Annotated in this window: 11 protein-coding genes and 1 pseudogene; 8 read left to right on the plus strand and 4 right to left on the minus strand. The window is 58.5% G+C overall.

The window, feature by feature from the left end; genetic code table 11:
- Positions 1-451: 451 nt before the first annotated feature.
- Together AC1DIG_RS01785 and AC1DIG_RS01790 are read left to right on the plus strand one after the other, a co-directional pair.
- Positions 452-811: pseudogene (locus AC1DIG_RS01785) on the plus strand (site-specific integrase); the annotation flags it as partial.
- Positions 812-831: 20 nt separating this feature from the next.
- Positions 832-2,421, plus strand: coding sequence for an ABC-F family ATPase (locus AC1DIG_RS01790; RefSeq protein WP_145021703.1), 1,590 nt, complete (start codon positions 832-834; stop codon positions 2,419-2,421).
- 65 nt (positions 2,422-2,486) lie between these two features.
- Here the strand turns inward: AC1DIG_RS01790 and pssA are convergent, their stop codons facing one another.
- Positions 2,487-3,830 (minus strand): CDP-diacylglycerol--serine O-phosphatidyltransferase, encoded by a 1,344-nt coding sequence (pssA, locus tag AC1DIG_RS01795; protein WP_477765873.1) that lies wholly within the window; start codon positions 3,828-3,830, stop codon positions 2,487-2,489.
- A 216-nt stretch (positions 3,831-4,046) separates the two neighbouring features.
- Here pssA and AC1DIG_RS01800 point away from each other — a divergent pair, with 216 nt between their 5' ends.
- Positions 4,047-4,610 carry a TetR/AcrR family transcriptional regulator gene (locus tag AC1DIG_RS01800; RefSeq protein ID WP_477765874.1) on the plus strand — a complete coding sequence of 188 codons (564 nt, stop codon included), beginning with the start codon at positions 4,047-4,049 and terminating at the stop codon, positions 4,608-4,610.
- A gap of 56 nt (positions 4,611-4,666) precedes the next feature.
- Positions 4,667-5,146, plus strand: coding sequence for a nuclear transport factor 2 family protein (locus AC1DIG_RS01805; RefSeq protein WP_477765875.1), 480 nt, complete (start codon positions 4,667-4,669; stop codon positions 5,144-5,146).
- A gap of 334 nt (positions 5,147-5,480) precedes the next feature.
- On the opposite strand, the gene AC1DIG_RS01810 is transcribed toward AC1DIG_RS01805, so the two are convergent.
- Together AC1DIG_RS01810 and AC1DIG_RS01815 are read right to left on the minus strand one after the other, a co-directional pair.
- The gene (locus tag AC1DIG_RS01810) at positions 5,481-6,782 is read right to left on the minus strand and encodes an ATP-binding protein (protein ID WP_477765876.1); all 1,302 of its coding nucleotides are present in this window, start codon (positions 6,780-6,782) and stop codon (positions 5,481-5,483) included.
- Positions 6,783-6,784: 2 nt separating this feature from the next.
- Positions 6,785-7,486: a response regulator gene (locus AC1DIG_RS01815; RefSeq protein ID WP_071550451.1), complete on the minus strand. Its 702-nt coding sequence runs from the start codon at positions 7,484-7,486 to the stop codon at positions 6,785-6,787.
- A gap of 294 nt (positions 7,487-7,780) precedes the next feature.
- Between AC1DIG_RS01815 and AC1DIG_RS01820 the strand changes: the two genes are divergently transcribed.
- The 4 genes from AC1DIG_RS01820 to AC1DIG_RS01835 all read left to right on the plus strand — a co-directional run bounded on the left by AC1DIG_RS01820 (position 7,781) and on the right by AC1DIG_RS01835 (position 13,566).
- Positions 7,781-8,938: an efflux RND transporter periplasmic adaptor subunit gene (locus AC1DIG_RS01820; protein ID WP_477765877.1), complete on the plus strand. Its 1,158-nt coding sequence runs from the start codon at positions 7,781-7,783 to the stop codon at positions 8,936-8,938.
- 16 nt (positions 8,939-8,954) lie between these two features.
- A complete protein-coding gene (locus AC1DIG_RS01825) occupies positions 8,955-12,053 on the plus strand; it encodes a multidrug efflux RND transporter permease subunit (RefSeq protein ID WP_477765878.1) in 3,099 nt (1,032 codons plus the stop codon).
- Between the two features lie 193 nt (positions 12,054-12,246).
- Positions 12,247-12,888 (plus strand): DUF1345 domain-containing protein, encoded by a 642-nt coding sequence (locus tag AC1DIG_RS01830; protein ID WP_477765879.1) that lies wholly within the window; start codon positions 12,247-12,249, stop codon positions 12,886-12,888.
- Positions 12,889-13,119: 231 nt separating this feature from the next.
- Complete coding sequence (locus AC1DIG_RS01835) at positions 13,120-13,566, plus strand: hypothetical protein (RefSeq protein WP_477765880.1); 447 nt, start codon at positions 13,120-13,122, stop codon at positions 13,564-13,566.
- A 95-nt stretch (positions 13,567-13,661) separates the two neighbouring features.
- On the opposite strand, the gene AC1DIG_RS01840 is transcribed toward AC1DIG_RS01835, so the two are convergent.
- Entirely contained in the window at positions 13,662-15,938 is a 2,277-nt protein-coding gene (locus AC1DIG_RS01840; protein WP_477765881.1) for an autotransporter outer membrane beta-barrel domain-containing protein, read from the minus strand.
- Positions 15,939-16,159: the final 221 nt, after the last annotated feature.

The following is a 16,159-nucleotide window of genomic DNA, read 5'->3' on the forward strand; positions in this document are numbered from 1 at the left end:
TCCTGGCTCATGCCGGGTCATCAACCAATAGCCCACAAACTCACATCTCGCCACCGCATCCGGTTGGCCCGCAAGCCCCTGAAATGTCGCGATATGCACATCAGGGCCAAGGCAGTGATGGTCGACGCCCAGCCACGGTGAGGCTCGCCCCGCCAGCTGCGTCAGGAAGGGGGCTGATTGGTTTGCAGTTGGTGAGGCGAACGATTAAAGGCTAGCTCACCTGCCGAACTTTCCTTACCCCCTTCATCAGTTACCCATAACCCACCTACCTACCTGCCTGCCGGTGAACGACGGGCGAGGAATACTCATGCCTCACGCACTCGACGACCGGCCTCTATTGGTCCGGCTCAATGCACGCATTCAAAAGTACCAGGGCTGCACGATGGCCGGCATCAAATGGTCGTCGCCGGCGGTAAAGCGCAATGCCTTGGTCAAGCTTTCGACCATCCTAAAATATGCAGAACGTCGGAAAAAAGGGGCAGGAAAGATCCTGGAAACCCCTTTCATCTTTCCGCCATCAAAGAACAGCGAGTATGTGAGGCAGACGTCTGACCTGCACAAGCAGTGGAATCCGATCCTGAAAGCCCTGGGAATGCGACACAGACCGCCATACAACTGTCGTCACACCTATGCGACAATATGCATTATGTCTGGCATGAACCCCGCCTTCATTTCCCAGCAACTCGGCCATAGCGTGCAGATGTTGCTGTCTACTTATGCGCGATGGATCAACTCAAGCTCAGATTGGAGTGAACTGAAAAAACTCCAAATTGGTCCCAAATTGGTCCCAGCTCAAATAAGCGCAACCTAAGCTATTGAAAGGTAAAGTAATTGATCTCCACAGCTAACATCACGATGCAGTTCGGCGCCAAGCCGTTGTTCGAGAACGTTTCGGTCAAATTTGGTGCGGGTAACCGCTATGGCCTGATCGGCGCCAACGGTTGCGGCAAGTCGACCTTCATGAAAATCCTCGGTGGCGACCTCGATCCGTCCGGCGGTCAGGTCATGCTTGAGCCGAATGTGCGTCTGGGTAAGTTGCGCCAGGACCAGTTCGCCTACGAAGAATTCACCGTAATCGACACCGTGATCATGGGTCACGAAGAGCTGTGGAAGGTCAAGGCCGAGCGCGACCGTATCTACTCGCTGCCGGAAATGACTGAAGAAGACGGCATGGCCGTCGCCGAGCTGGAAACCGAATTCGCCGAGATGGACGGTTACACCGCCGAATCGCGTGCCGGTGAACTGCTGCTGGGCCTGGGTATCGGCATCGAGCAACACTTCGGCCCGATGAGCGAAGTTTCACCGGGCTGGAAACTCCGTGTTCTGCTGGCTCAGGCACTGTTCTCCGATCCGGAAGTGCTGCTGCTCGACGAACCAACCAACCACCTGGACATCAACACCATCCGCTGGCTGGAAAACGTGCTGACCCAGCGCAGCAGCCTGATGATCATCATCTCCCACGATAGGCACTTCCTGAACAGCGTCTGCACCCACATGGCTGACCTGGACTACGGCGAGCTGCGCCTGTTCCCCGGCAACTATGACGAGTACATGACCGTGGCGACCCAGTCCCGCGAGCAACTGCTCTCGGACAACGCCAAGAAGAAAGCGCAGATCTCGGAACTGCAATCGTTCGTCAGCCGCTTCTCGGCCAACGCCTCGAAAGCCAAGCAGGCTACTTCCCGTGCCAAGCAGATCGACAAGATCCAGCTGGCCGAAGTCAAGCCTTCGAGCCGCGTGAGCCCGTTCATCCGTTTCGAGCAGAACAAGAAGCTCCATCGTCAGGCGGTCATCGTTGAGCGCATGGCCAAAGGCTTCGACGGCAAGAATCTGTTCAAGGACTTCAGCTTCACCGTTGAAGCCGGCGAGCGTGTGGCGATCATCGGCCCGAACGGTATCGGTAAAACCACTCTGCTGCGTACCCTGGTCAATGAATTGAGCCCGGATGCCGGTAGTGTGAAATGGACCGACGCCGCAGAAATCGGCTACTACGCACAGGACCACGCTTCGGACTTCGAAGATGAATCCAACCTGTTCGACTGGATGGGTCGCTGGACTCAAGGTGGCGAGCAACTGGTCCGTGGCACCCTGGGCCGCATGCTGTTCTCCAACGACGAGATCCTCAAGTCGGTCAAGGTCATCTCCGGTGGTGAGCAAGGTCGCATGCTGTTCGGCAAGCTGATCCTGCAAAAGCCGAACGTGCTGGTGATGGACGAACCGACCAACCACTTGGACATGGAATCCATCGAAGCGCTGAACCTGGCACTGGAAAACTACCCGGGCACACTGATCTTCGTCAGCCACGACCGTGAGTTCGTATCGTCGCTGGCCACTCGAATCATCGAGCTGAGCCCAAGCGGCGTGATCGACTTCAGCGGCACCTACGATGACTACCTGCGTAGCCAGGGCGTAGTGTTCTAAGCAGTTTTCAGCCGTACGCTTCACGTAAAAGCCCCGTCCATGTGACGGGGCTTTTGTGTTTTTGGCTACAGGATGCGGTAGAGCAAGCGCTCGATCCGTACCCGGCTGACCCGACGCAGAAACTTGCTCACTGCCTGCGGGTATTCGAGCAAGGTTTCCAACTGCTGATAGCGTTCAATGCGGCGGGTGTTGTGGAAAATCTCCGCCAGCTCACTACGGCGCGGCTCCTGCAACTCACCTTTCGGGTCGTCGATCAGCAAAGCGTTTTCCAGGTCCAGGCGGAAAGCTCGCGGGTTGAGGTTGTTGCCCGTCAACAAGGTGTAGCGTTCGTCGACCCACATGCCTTTGAGGTGATAGGTGTTGTCACCGTCGCGCCACAGATGCAGGTTCAATTGTCCGCTGTCGATCACCCGCTGATGGCGCTTGGCAAAGCGTCGCAAGCTGATTTCATAGAGGTACGGTAACGCGGCAATGACCTTGAACGGTTCGCTCGGTGGAATGTAGAAGTCGTTGGCAGTCTTGTCGCCGACGATGATGTCGATCTTCACCCCGCGTGCCAACGCCCGGTTGATTTCACGGGTCACCGGCAACGGCAGGTTGAAATACGGTGTGCAGATGGTCAACTGATGCTGGGTGCAGGCAATCAGCTCACAAATCACCCGGCTCAGCGGGTTGTTTTTACCGACCCCAAGCAGCGGACTGACTGACAGACCGCCCTTGTCCAGCGTACCCGCCGTGGTGTCGTACACCGCGTGCTTGAGACGGCTGCGCAGGTCGCCGATGTCGCCGCGCAGACTGCGGGTGGTCGGCAGGTTGGGCACGTCAAGACGGTGCACGGCTTTAGAGGCGATCAAGCCGTGCTGCACCAGGTGCTGCATGGAGTCGGCGAGCGCCTGGTTGCGCAGCACGTGATAACGGTCGTAACGGTATTTGTCGAATTTGTGCAGATAGACGTTATTCAGGCTGGCGCCGCTGTAGATCACGCAGTCATCGATCACGAAGCCTTTAAGGTGCAACACACCGAACAGTTCGCGGGTTTGCACCGGCACGCCATACACCGGCACTTCGCTGGAATGTTCGCGAGTCTGCTGCTGATACCACGCCGAGTTGCCCGGCTGCTTGCCGGCACCGATCAAACCGCGCTGCGCCCGTAGCCAGTCAACCACCACCACTACGTCCAGTTCCGGGCGTGCAGCTTTGGCAGCGTGCAAGGCATCGAGAATTTCCTGTCCCGCTTCGTCGTGTTGCAGGTAAAGCGCGACGATGTAGATGCGCTGCGTCGCCTGGGCAATTTTCTCCAACAGGCAACGACGGAACTCGGCAGCACCAGAAAGGATGGAAACCGCATCGGCGGTCAGCGGGAAACTGCGCAGCTTGGGCAGTAGAGAGCGTTTGAAAAGCGACGGCATAGGGCTCGCAAAAAGGTCGAATCCGAAGAACCGAGAGCTTACACCATGGATCCGCTCGGGTCTTGTTGCTGTCTGTAATGGCCTCTTCGCGAGCAAGCTCGCTCCCACAGGGGGCCGCATTTCAAATGTGGGAGCGAGCGTGCTCGCGATGGCAATTCAACGCACACCAAGAATACCCGCTTGACCAAGGAGAATGTTCGTTCTACTCTCTGCCACATGAACGAAATCACTAGCAACGACACACGCGACATTATTCTGGATGTCACCGAAAAGTTGATCTATAAAAGTGGCATTGCTGCCACGGGCATGGACCTTCTGGTGAAAACCGCCGGCGTCTCCAGAAAAAGTATTTACCGCTACTTTGCCAACAAGGAGGAACTGACTGTCGCGGCTTTGCAGCGGCGCGACGTGCGCTGGATGAACTGGTTCAAAACCGAAGTGAACAAGGCCCCGACCCCGGCCGAACGGCTGCTCAACCTGTTCACCGTGCTCAAGGACTGGTTCGCCAGCGAAGGCTTTCGCGGCTGTGCCTTTATCAACACCAGCGGCGAAACCGGCGACCCGCAAGACCCGGTGCGCCTGGTGGCGAAAGAACATAAACAGAAGCTACTCGACTACGTGTGCGAGCTCTGTACCGAACATGGCGTACACGACCCGGAAACGCTGGCCAAACAGCTACTGATTCTGATCGATGGCGCCATTACTGTTGCGCTTGTCATGGGCGATCACAGTGCCGCCGATAATGCGCAATGCATGGCGCGAAAGTTATTGGACCTGTAATTGTTTAAACAAGATCAACTGGCTGTTTGAACACTCACTTTCCCTGGAGACTTTAAATGTCATCTAATGCCGAAGTTCGTCCACCACTTCCGCCATTCACGCGTGAGTCGGCCATTGAAAAGATTCGCCTGGCCGAAGACGGCTGGAACTCCCGCGATCCACAACGGGTGTCCCTGGCCTACACCCTCGACACCAAATGGCGTAACCGCGCCGAGTTCGCCAACAACCGCGAGGAAGCCAAGGCTTTTCTGACCCGAAAATGGGCCAAGGAACTGGATTACCGGCTGATCAAGGAACTCTGGGCTTTCACCGGTAACCGTATCGCCGTGCGCTACGCCTATGAATGGCATGACGATTCGGGCAACTGGTATCGATCGTACGGCAATGAAAACTGGGAGTTCGATGAGCATGGATTGATGTCCAACCGTCACGCCTGCATCAATGACATGCCGATCAAGGAAAACGAGCGCAAGTTCCACTGGCCGCTAGGCCGCCGCCCGGATGATCATCCTGGCTTGTCTGATCTGGGCTTGTAACCCGGCATGATCGTTCCCACGCCGAGCACCACTAGTGCCCGGTAAAAACCGAAGGGGGAGCTTGCTCCCCCTTGCTGTTGGCGGCCTTTAGTCATAATCGGACGATCCTTGGCGATTTTCTCCGAAACGCTGGACGCGCATAGTTACCATCTCAAAGCGGGTCCCATTGTGCGTTCGGCTCGCTCCGCGCTCGGGCGAAGCGGTCGTAAAATCATGCAACATGCTCTTTCAGGTAAACCGCGTACGCAGGATTTACGAGGACTGCGTCCTCGAACGCAGCCTCGCGGGCTCGGCAGCTGCTACGGATCGCGTTATGGCTTCGAGCCAAGAGAGATCAGGCCGGTGTCGGCAGCCACAACCGGAACCGCGCCCCGCCCAGTGGCGAGGTTTCGGCCGTCAACGTGCCGGCCTGGGCTTCCAGGGCCCGACGACTGATCGCCAGCCCCAGGCCAAACCCGCCTGTGGCGCGGTCGCGGCTGCGGTCCAGGCGATAGAAAGGTTCGAAGATCCGCTCGCGTTCGTCTTCCGGTATGCCGATGCCGTCATCGTCGACGCAGATTTCACAGCCTTTCGGGCAGACCTGCACGCCGATCTGAATCCGTTTTTCGCAGTAGCGCATGGCATTGCGCAGCAGGTTCTGGATCGCTCGGGCGGTCAGACGCGGGTCGAGGCTGAAGCGTTCGAGCTGGCCGTGCAGCAAGACGTCGATAACGATGTCCGGCGACTCCAGCTCTTCATCAACGCTGCCCAGAATGCTGTCGATAAACTCATCCAGCGACACGTCCACCTGCTCCGGCACCCGTGCCGGATTCTGCAGACGGCTGTAGGAGAGCAATTCCAGCACCAGCTCGTCCAGTTCGCGAATGTGTGCAACCAGGCCCTGCAAACGTTCGCGGCTGGCGGCCGGCAAGTCGTCGGACAATGCCAGTGCCAGACCGAAGTCCAGTCGGGTCAGCGGCGTGCGCAGTTCGTGGGATACCGCATTGAGCAAATCACGTTGCTGGTTCAGGAGGTTTTCGATGTCGCCGGCCATGGTGTCGAAAACGTTGGCCAGGCTGCCAATGTTCGAACTCGGCGGGATCTGTGTGCGCTCGCTCAGGTGACCCTTGCCGAAGCGCTCGGCAGTATTTTTCAGACGCTCCAGATCGCGCCAGTGCGGCCGCAGCCAGATCAACAGGCACGCCAGCAGCGCGCCGCCGATCAGTACGTTGATGCTCCAGTACAACAAATTGACGTCCAGCGGATCCGGCGGCACCACCAGCTTCACCGACAGTTGCTGATCCAGCGGCGACACCGCCAGCGTGCGCCAGCCCCAGTCGCCCATGCGGATGACGTTTTCACCGCGTTCCAGACGCTCACGTTCGTAGGGGGTGAAATCCGCGTCGTCATTGCGCACCAGTGCCACGTGCAACGGGCTGAAGTCCTGGTCCAGCTGCGCGGCCAGATGGGTCCATTGCTCGGTCGGCACTCCGTGAAACTGTTGGGTGATCAGCTTCTGCAAGCCTCGGGAGTGATCAAGGTTGTAATTCACGAAGCGCTCATGAAATGCCTTGATCACCAGATCCGGGATGAAATAAATCGCCGCGCTGAAGGTGACGATGGTGATCAGGTAGAGGCGGATCAGAATGCGCAGCATGTTCAGCATTCCCACTCGGAGCGGCTGAACAGATAGCCCTTGCCCCATACGGTTTTGATCTTGCGCGCTTCGCCGGCATGGTCGTCGAACTTGCGTCGCAGCTTGGAAATCGCCACGTCCACCGAACGGTCGGTGCCGTTGAATTCGATGCCGCGCAGGCGTTGCAGGATCTGGTCGCGGCTGAGTACTTCACCGGCGTGGCGAGCCAGCACCACCAACAGGTTGTATTCGCCGCTGGACAGTTCGACCAGTTGCTCGCGCCAGGTCACGGTGCGCTCCGACAGATCGATGCAGAGATTGCCCATGAGGATGCGGTCGCTGGCGGTCTGCGGTTCGTTCAGGCTGCTGCGCCGCAGCAAGGTGCGCACCCGCGCCAATAGCACACGGGGTTCGCACGGCTTGGTGACGTAATCGTCGGCGCCCATTTCCAGGCCCAGCACCTGGTCATGACTGTCGTCGCGGGCCGTCAGCATCAGGATCGGCAGAGTCGCCGAATCGGCGCGCAGCAAGCGACAGACCTGCAATCCATCGAGGCCCGGCAGCATCAGGTCGAGGATCACCAGATCCGGCGGATCGACCCGCGCCCGTTCGCGCACATGGTCGCCACGGCTGATCACGCTGACCTGATAGCCATTGCGTTCAAGGTAGCTGGCAATCAATTCAGAGAGCGCGGAATCGTCTTCGACCAGGAGGATGTTGGGCATGGGTGTTTCCAGAAAGTGCAGTGGCGTTTGATAAACCGCTATCGCGAGCAAGCTCGCTCCCACAGTTGATCGAGGATGCTCACAAAATATGTGCTCACATCAAATCCCTGTGGGAGCGAGCTTGCTCGCGATAGCAATCGACCAAGCGCAATAGATATCAAGCGTCCAAGGATATACGCCCTCACGCGTGCCTGAGTAAAACCCTTACACAATTTCACACAGCACCTACAAAGCTTCACCGCTACCCTCGCTTGCGCCCAGTAGGATGCTGGGGGTCATTATTGGGGTATTTACATGTCAAAGAACCTGTTTGCGAAGCTCGGCCTGATTGCCTTGGCAATGACGCTGGGTGCGTGCGACAAGTCCTCCACTGCCGAAGAAACAGCGCCGCTGGCCACGGTCCGGATCGAAACCATCGAAGCCCGGCCGCTGTCGATCAGCAGCGAGCTGAGTGGGCGGATCGCCGCACCGCGGATCGCCGAAGTCCGCGCCCGGGTGGCCGGTGTGGTCCTGCAACGGACCTTCCGCGAAGGCAGCGACGTCAAACAGGGCGACGTGCTGTTTCGCATCGATCCGGCACCGTTCAAGGCTGATCTGGACAGCGCCCAGGCGGCGCTGCGCAAAGCCGAGGCCAATGCCTTTCAGGCGCGGTTGCAAGAGCAGCGTTACGCGCAGTTGATCGAAGGCAACGCCATCAGCGGCCAGGATTACGACAACGCCCGCGCCGCCGTCCGGCAGACCGCCGCCGATGTCGCGGCCAATCAGGCGGCTGTGCAACGTGCGAAACTGAACCTCGGTTATGCCACTGTCACCGCCCCGATTTCCGGGCGAGTTGGCCGCGCGCTGGTCACCGAAGGCGCGCTGGTCGGGCAGAACGAAAGCACGCCCTTGGCGCTGATCCAGCAACTGGACCCGATCCACGCCGACCTGACCCAGTCGACCCGCGAACTCAATGCATTGCGCCGGGCCTTCCGTGCCGGGCAACTGCAGCAGGTCGGCCAGGACCAGGCCAAGGCCACGCTGATTCAGGACGACGGCAGCCTCTATCCGTTGCCGGGCAAGCTGCTGTTCGCCGACATCAGCGTCGACCCGGGCACTGGCCAGATCATTCTGCGCAGTGAGTTCCCTAACCCGGACCTCGACCTGCTGCCGGGCAGTTTCATCCGCGTACGCCTGGAGCAAGCGGTGAATCAGCAAGGCATCAGCGTGCCGCAACGGGCGATCCTTCGCGACAGCGCCGGCATTGCTCAGGTGCTGTTGCTCGATGCCGACGCCCGTGTCAGCCAGCAACCGGTGCAGCTGGGCCAGGTGCAGAAGGATCGCTGGATCGTCACCGGCGGCCTCAAGCCCGGCGACCGCATTGTCATCGAAGGCCTGCAGCACGCCCGTCCCGGCGAAAAAGTAGAAATCGACGACACCCCTCTTCCACTTGCCCAGGTCACCGGGCAGTAGGCAGGACGCAGACTTTATGCCGCAATTCTTTATCGACCGCCCGGTGTTCGCCTGGGTGGTCGCGCTGTTTATCCTGTTGGCCGGCGCGCTGGCCATCCCGCAGCTGCCCGTCGCGCAGTACCCCAACGTTGCCCCGCCGAAGGTCGAGATCTATGCGGTGTACCCGGGCGCCTCGGCGCAAACCATCGACGAAAGCGTGGTCAGCCTGATCGAGGGCGAGCTCAACGGCGCCGATCACCTGCTGTACTTCGAATCCCAGAGCAGCCTTGGTACCGCGACCATCACCGCCACCTTCCAGCCCGGCACCGATCCGGAAATGGCCCAGGTTGATGTGCAAAACCGGCTCAAGGTGATCGAGTCGCGCCTGCCGCAAGCGGTGACCCAACAAGGCTTGCAGGTCGAGAAAGTCTCGGCCGGTTTCCTGCTGCTGATCACCCTCACCTCCAGCGACGGCAAGCTCAATGACGTGGCGCTCAGCGATTATCTGGCGCGTAACGTGATGAACGAGATCAAGCGTCTGGACGGCGTCGGCAAGGCTCAGTTGTATGGCGCCGAACGGGCCATGCGGATCTGGATCGACCCGCAGAAACTGATCGGTTTCAACCTGACCCCGGCCGACGTCAACGCGGCGATTGTTGCGCAGAACGCCCAGGTCTCGGCCGGCAGCATCGGCGACTTGCCGGCTCGCACCACCCAGGAAATCACCGCGACGGTGCTGGTGAAAGGTCAACTGTCGACCCCCGAAGAGTTCGCCGACATTGTGCTGCGGGCCAACCCCGACGGTTCCACGGTGCGCGTGGGTGACGTGGCACGGGTTGAAATCGGCAGCCAGGAATACCAGTTCTCCACCCGCCTCAACGGCAAACCGTCGACCGCCGTCAGCGTGCAGCTGTCGCCCGGCGCCAACGCCTTGAGCACCGCAACCCTGGTGCGCGAGAAGATGGACGAACTGTCGCGCTACTTCCCGGCCGGTGTGGAATACAAGATTCCGTACGACACCTCGCCGTTCGTCAAAGTCTCGATCACCAAAGTGGTGTACACCCTCGGCGAGGCGATGCTGCTGGTGTTCGCGGTGATGTTCCTGTTCCTGCAGAACATCCGCTACACGCTGATCCCGACGTTGGTGGTGCCCGTGGCGTTGATGGGCACCTTTGCGACCATGTTGGCGCTGGGTTTCTCGATCAACGTGCTGACCATGTTCGGCATGGTCCTGGCGATCGGCATTCTGGTGGATGACGCCATCGTCGTGGTCGAGAACGTCGAGCGGATCATGGTCAACGAAGGCCTGTCGCCCAAAGAGGCAACACGCAAAGCCATGAGCCAGATTACCGGGGCGATCATCGGCATCACCCTGGTGCTGGTGGCGGTGTTTATCCCGATGGCCTTCATGCCGGGCTCAGTCGGGGTGATCTACCAGCAGTTCTCGCTGTCGATGGCGACGTCGATTCTGTTCTCGGCGTTCCTCGCCCTGACACTGACGCCGGCACTCTGCGCCACGTTGCTGAAACCGATCGCCAAGGGTGAACATCACGCCAAGGGCGGTTTCTTCGGCTGGTTCAACCAGCGCTTCGAGCAGATGACCGAGGGTTATCAGCGCTGGGTGGTCTACGCGCTGAAACGCAGTGGTCGTTTTCTGCTGGTCTATGGCGTGCTGTTGATCGGACTGGTGTTTTGCTTCAGTCGCCTGCCCTCGTCCTTCCTGCCGGTCGAAGACCAGGGCTACACCATCACCGACATTCAACTGCCGCCGGGCGCCAGCAAGAACCGTACGGTGCAGGTGGTCGAGCAGATCGAAGCGCACAACGCCACTGAACCCGGTGTTGGCGACAGCACGGTGATTCTCGGTTTCAGCTTCTCCGGCAGCGGCCAGAACGCGGCCTTGGCGTTTACCACGCTGAAGGATTGGTCTGAACGCGGCAGCGATGACTCGGCGGCCTCGATTGCCAATCGCGCCAACGGTGCCTTGAGTCAGATCAAGGACGCCGTGGCCTTCTCGATACTGCCGCCTCCGGTTGACGGCCTCGGTACGTCGAGCGGTTTCGAGTTCCGCCTGCAAGACCGGGGTGGCCTGGGTCATGCGGCGCTGATGCAAGCACGCAGTGCGCTGCTGGCGGCTGCCGAGAAAAGCCCGATCCTGATGAACGTGCGCGAAAGCGCCCTGGCTGAAGCACCGCAAGTGCAACTGGAAGTCGACCGCAAACAGGCCAATGCCTTGGGCGTTTCATTTGCCGATATCGGCAATGTGCTGTCCACCGCCGTCGGTTCGGCGTACATCAACGACTTCCCCAACCAGGGGCGGATGCAACACGTCGTGGTTCAGGCTGAAGGCGATCAGCGCAGTCAGGTTGACGACTTGCTGAAGATCCACGTACGCAACAACGCCGAAAAAATGGTGCCGTTGTCGGCGTTCGTCCAAGCCACATGGACCCAGGGCCCGGCACAACTGACGCGCTACAACGGTTACCCGGCCATCAGCATTTCCGGTGAACCGGCGCCCGGTCACAGCACCGGCGAAGCCATGGCGGAAATCGAGCGCCTGGTCGCGCAAGGCCCGGCGGGGCTGGGTCAGGAGTGGACTGGTCTGTCATTGCAAGAACGGCTGTCCGGCAGCCAGGCACCGATGCTGCTCGGCTTGTCGTTGTTGATCGTGTTCCTGTGTCTGGCGGCGTTGTACGAGAGCTGGTCGATCCCTACTTCAGTGCTGCTGGTGGTGCCACTGGGTGTGCTAGGCGCGGTACTGGCAGTGACCTTGCGCGGAATGCCCAACGACGTGTTCTTCAAGGTCGGGCTGATCACCATCATTGGTCTGTCGGCGAAAAACGCGATCCTGATCATCGAGTTCGCCAAGAGCCTGTACGACGAAGGCCACGACCTGATCGACGCCACGGTGCAAGCCGCGCGCTTGCGTCTGCGACCGATCATCATGACCTCGCTGGCGTTCATCCTTGGCGTGGTTCCGCTGGCGATTGCCACCGGCGCCAGCTCGGCGAGTCAGCAAGCGATCGGCACCGGGGTGATCGGCGGGATGATCACCGCGACCATGGCGGTGGTGTTTGTGCCGGTGTTTTTTGTGGTGGTGATGAAACTGGTCAAGAAGCGCCACAAGGACATCTAAACACCAACACAAAACCACTGTGGGAGCGAGCTTGCTCGCGATGAGGTCGTAACATCCAACATCTATGTTGGCTTTTACGCCGCTATCGCGAGCAAGCTCGCTCCCACACTTTTTTGTGCCACTGTCGCCTCGGTGGTCACAACGGACCGCTCTGGGCTAAGGTGATGGCAAAGTCCTGACGTATCGAGCCTCCATGCCACACCTCCTGCGCACCCACCCTCGCCTGACCGCCGCCACCCTGTTGGGGGTGGCGGTCAGCCTCCTGGCTCCGGCCGACTCACTCATCAGCAAGATCCTGATCGGCTGGAATTCCGGCGTCTGGACTTATCTGGTGTTAATGCTCTGGCTGACCGTGCGCTCACGGGCCGATGACGTCAAACGCATCGCTGAAGTCGAGGACGAGAACGCCGGGCTGGTGCTGTTCATTGTCTGCATTGCCGCGATTGCCAGCCTCGCCACCATCACCCTGGAACTGGCCGGCAGCAAGGACCTGGAAACCAGCCGAAGGCTATTGCACTACGGCTTCACCGGAATGACCGTGATCGGTTCATGGTTATTGATTGGGGTGATCTTCAGCGTGCACTACGCACGGCTGTTCTACACCTGGGATGGCAAGGAGCCGGCGCTGCGTTTTGCCGAGGGCCTGCTGACCCCCAACTATTGGGACTTCCTGTACTTCTCGTTCACCATCGGCGTGGCGGTGCAGACTTCCGATGTCGGAGTCGCCACCCGTGGTTTACGCAAGATCGTGCTGGCCCAGTCACTGATCGGCTTTCTGTTCAACACGGCCATCCTCGGCTTTTCGATCAATATTGCTGCGGGGTTATTTAGTTGATGCAAAACTGGGGAAAATCATAATAACTTCCAACTAGCAGTTATAATTTTTTGAGATAATATTCCACACGTATAAAACCTCCCCATAACAACCCACATAAAATGCCCATTGTAAACTGGCATATTTGACAGTTTACAGAATGACGCAACTGAGCTCTGATGAGTTAATCCATGAGTTAGCGATGGTTACCTATTTGTGGATTCTTTGTTAATTGCCAGGGAGAAAGCAATCATGAGCGTAGCCGCCACAAAAAACCGCACACAAGACTACTTCGACGTCACGCTGGAAGATGCCGCCCCGTTCAAGGCCAGCCTAACGGTGCTGCGTAGCAGCGAAAGCCCGAACCGGGGTAAAACCTGGGTTGTGGAAGCCATCGAGAATATTGACGGCGTGCGCGCCCGAATACTTTTGATTGTGTTCCCAAAGACACTCGCTAACGGAGATCATGATGTCATTGGTGAAGACAAAAAAGACGCCGTTACCATCGAGCTCGTTGATTACATGGACCCAAGCCACCCAACCAGCAAACTGGCTGTTGATGGAACAATCACGCTGAATCTGGATCTTGCCAACAGTCGATTTACTGGTGAGTTTGATGTGCAGATCGAAAAATTTAGAAACTCCAGCACCTCCACTTCTGCCGAGGGAAAATTCGACACCAGCTTAACCATTTCGTAAAACTCTACTTAATATAAAGCCCCGTTTCTTTCGAAACGGGGCTTTATATTTACTTTTTCCTGCTACCCTGCAATAAAATATTAATTAATCGTCCCTTACCACTTCAACTGCACACCCACAGTGCCGCCAATCGGCATTTCAATGTTCTTACCGTTCATGTACTCGACCTCGGCGTGTGCACTCCAGCGGTCGGTCAGCTTCATGGCAACCCCCGCCCCTACTTCAACGCGCGACCCGGAGAGGTTATGGCTGAACGCAGTGTCGTTGACCTTGTATTCATTGCCCTTGGAAAACTCACGGGCCAGTGCCGCACGGACATAAGGCTGCAGCGTGCCACCGTTGGCCATCGGTATGTCACGACCTGCAGTCAGCCCGGCCTTACCCACGAATGACCAGGTCGAGTCGCCCTTGGCCTGCATACCGTTGTCCAGGTCATAATCCTTGCCCTGAATCACCGCGGTCGACCAGCGTGTGAAAGGCTCGATGTAATAGCCATCGTCGAGTTTGATATTGCGGCCAAACTCCACAGAGCCGCTCACACCGGTGTTGCCATAATCACCCTTGGCCTTCGTGCCATCACTCATCGCAACGTCCGCCTTGTTCTCGAAGCGGTTGAGCTTGACGGTGCCGTCGAAATAATACCCACTCACGGCATCCAGCCAGGTCAGGTAGCTGCCCAGGTAGTAGCTGTCGACGGTGCCCGAACTGCCGTGGCTCAGCGTGAGGTCCGACTGGCTATAACCGGCCATCACCCCCAGCAACAATGGACCTTCGCCAAACGGTGTATCGACACCCAGCGCGAAGCCTTGCTGCGTTTGCCGATAACCATCGCCGAAAGCCCCGCCGACGTTGTATTTGTTGCCGTATGCGCGGCTCCAGGCACCCGACTTGTCGGTGTTGAAGCGCACTTCGCCCATGCGCGTGCGCAACATGGCGTCTTCGCCGGACAACACGGTGATTGGTGCACCGAACAAGGCACTGACGACCCGAGTGGAAGGGCTGACGCTGCGCTTGCTTGGATCGAGGAACCAGTCTTTACCGGCGGCATCCTGACTCAGCCCATAGGAATACGTACCCAGGTCGACCGCGCCATCAATATTGGCCAGCGAGAACCGGGCATCGCCACCTTGTGTGTGCACCACGGTGATCGGCTGACCGCTGGCCGGATCGACACCACTGCTGGTGATCAGCAATTGATGATCGCCGGTAGCGGTGCCGGTGACGTTCAACACATCGGTCTGCCCCGTGGTGAAGTGAGTGCCCATGATAAACAAGCCGTTGCCCGACAGATTGGTGACGTCCAGCTGATAATAGGCATCCTCGGCACCAAACCGGACAGTGCCACCGTCCATCATGTTCAGGTTACCGACCTGGCTGTTACCGGTCATGTTCCATTCGGATTGGTGATCGATGCCGACCGTGGCAACATTCTCCATGCGCCCGGTCAACAGAGAACCTTGCTGCAACTGAACATTCGCCGTGCTGCCCGACTCGGCGATCACGTCACCGGTCAGCGAGCCTTGCTTGAAGTTCAGGTTGGCGGTGCTGTTGCCGTCCACCTGAACATTGCCTTCCAGTGCACTGTTGCCAACATTCATGTTGACCGACGCCGCTCCCGCCACTTCAAGAATAGTGCCGTTGCCGCCCTTGAGGGTCGAACCATTGAGCACGTCAACTTCCGTCGCTGCGCTGGTCGCACCAGCGTAATCGACGACAATCGCCGACCCCGTTTGACCTTCTACGCTGGAATTGTCCAGCATCAGCTTGCCGGGCTGTACATCAGCACGTTCAAGACCGATCACCACGCCATCCTGGCCACCGATGATGTGGCTATGATTGGTGGCAGACACATTACCATTCAATATCGAAAGCCCAGAGCTCGTTGCTCCGGTGCCTTCCAGCGTGGTATCCGATAACCCAAGGGTGCTGAAGGCTGTGACGCGAGCGCCTCCTGTTTCACCGCTGATGGTACTGCTGGTCACCGTTGCAGTAGAGCCGGTGGCGGTGCCATTCACATGGCCGACTTGCAAGCCCAGACGGTTGCTATTGATGGTGCTGCCGGAAATGTTCGCGGTGCTGTTGGTCAGTTCGACACCGGCCCGGCCGCCGATACCGTTGACGGTTGCGCCCACAAGATTGACCGCTGAACCACCGATGGCCGAAATCTCGAAGGTCGACATGCCGTCGACCGTTAACGTTGCCCCCTGGGAAAGCCTCCAACTCTCGGTCAGTCCAGGGGCGCTGACCGTTTGGCTTGTGCCGACCAGGTCTGCGGCACTCACATAAGGGACCACCAGCGACACAAGAGCCAGTGATGGTGTACAGAACCCGATGACAATCGGGTTCAGCTTAAAGCGTTGCATGAGCGACATTTTAGGGTATCCAGTTGACGATCGCTCCCAAAGGAACGATTGAGTGATTCGGTTGAATTGCTATCCCTCGAGATGGCCGGCAGACTACGACGAAGACCGACATACGTATGTAGGACTAATCTTCAAAACCTTGCGGAACTGTCCGCCTGCAGCTGGATATCACTATTAAAAAAAGAGAGGCACAGGGCCTCTCTCTTCTGCTTTTGAAGCAACATTGATCA

The sequence above is a fragment of the Pseudomonas sp. 05N431 genome (assembly GCF_056397005.1).

Coding starts and splice junctions, on each gene's coding strand:
- pssA (WP_477765873.1), bottom strand. CDS start 3,830: ATGCCGTCGCTTTTCAAACGCTCTCTACTGCCCAAGCTGCGCAGTTTC.
- AC1DIG_RS01800 (WP_477765874.1), top strand. CDS start 4,047: ATGAACGAAATCACTAGCAACGACACACGCGACATTATTCTGGATGTC.
- AC1DIG_RS01805 (WP_477765875.1), top strand. CDS start 4,667: ATGTCATCTAATGCCGAAGTTCGTCCACCACTTCCGCCATTCACGCGT.
- AC1DIG_RS01810 (WP_477765876.1), bottom strand. CDS start 6,782: ATGCTGCGCATTCTGATCCGCCTCTACCTGATCACCATCGTCACCTTC.
- AC1DIG_RS01815 (WP_071550451.1), bottom strand. CDS start 7,486: ATGCCCAACATCCTCCTGGTCGAAGACGATTCCGCGCTCTCTGAATTG.
- AC1DIG_RS01820 (WP_477765877.1), top strand. CDS start 7,781: ATGTCAAAGAACCTGTTTGCGAAGCTCGGCCTGATTGCCTTGGCAATG.
- AC1DIG_RS01825 (WP_477765878.1), top strand. CDS start 8,955: ATGCCGCAATTCTTTATCGACCGCCCGGTGTTCGCCTGGGTGGTCGCG.
- AC1DIG_RS01830 (WP_477765879.1), top strand. CDS start 12,247: ATGCCACACCTCCTGCGCACCCACCCTCGCCTGACCGCCGCCACCCTG.
- AC1DIG_RS01835 (WP_477765880.1), top strand. CDS start 13,120: ATGAGCGTAGCCGCCACAAAAAACCGCACACAAGACTACTTCGACGTC.
- AC1DIG_RS01840 (WP_477765881.1), bottom strand. CDS start 15,938: ATGTCGCTCATGCAACGCTTTAAGCTGAACCCGATTGTCATCGGGTTC.